This is a genomic window from Pedobacter sp. JCM 36344, from assembly GCF_046546555.1.
Classification (GTDB): Bacteria; Bacteroidota; Bacteroidia; order Sphingobacteriales; family Sphingobacteriaceae; genus Pedobacter.
The window spans coordinates 1-736 of sequence record NZ_JBKHKK010000051.1 but is presented as its reverse complement, the minus strand read 5'-3'; the positions used below and the strand labels follow the sequence as shown (position 1 = coordinate 736).

Below are 736 nucleotides of genomic sequence, written 5' to 3'. Positions count from 1 at the left end.
TAACAGCAGCCAGATACTCGGATCAAGTACACCTATGGAGAGATCTCCCGATTGTACTGCTCTTTGGAGGGTAAACCAGGACAAAATCAAGATCACACCGACCAGATATTTTTCCATTCCTCTCCAGGATAGCCCCTCTTTCGGGGCCATTAACTTTAATATTTTCATTGTTTTTAGAATTAAAAGGTGAGGTTAAATAAGCATGGCGGTTCCCATATGGCAACCCGCCATGCTCATCTATTACAGGCTACTGTTTAAAGAGCCCTCTAAAATTTAAACTACTGTTACAGGACCTTTGTGCTGACTGGTGCTGCATTCTTTCCCGTCTACACTGGTTACCATTGCATAGCACTGTACCACATTACCAACAAACTCTGCAGGAACAGATAAGGTATAGGTAAGGGCAGATCGCGGCACTACTTTCAACACCTGAACGTATTTAAACAAGGTTTCGCAATAGACCATAAACGTTACCAGATCTGTAGGTTTCCCGTACTCCATCGCTACATTTGCCTCCCAGGCAAATACAAGCTCCCCGTCTGTAGAAGATGTCACACCCAAATCGATCAGGTCTTCCAGATCTCCTACGCTGATGATCACCTTTGGATAGTTCATCTGAACCATTGGTGCATTACCAAGTACAGCCGACTTCAAGTGGTAAGAAGTAGCCGCGTTCATCGGCGTGATCCCCTTGTTGAATCGCTGATAACCAATGTTGATCAGTCCTTTAATGTGG

At 44.6% G+C, this 736-nt stretch carries 1 protein-coding gene; it reads right to left on the bottom strand.

Going from position 1 to position 736, the window contains the following annotated elements; all coding sequences use genetic code 11:
• Window positions 1-273 precede the first annotated feature (273 nt).
• Window positions 274-736: DUF6266 family protein (locus tag ACHFIZ_RS17940; protein ID WP_410888349.1), on the bottom strand; the 463-nt coding region annotated here is incomplete at its 5' end.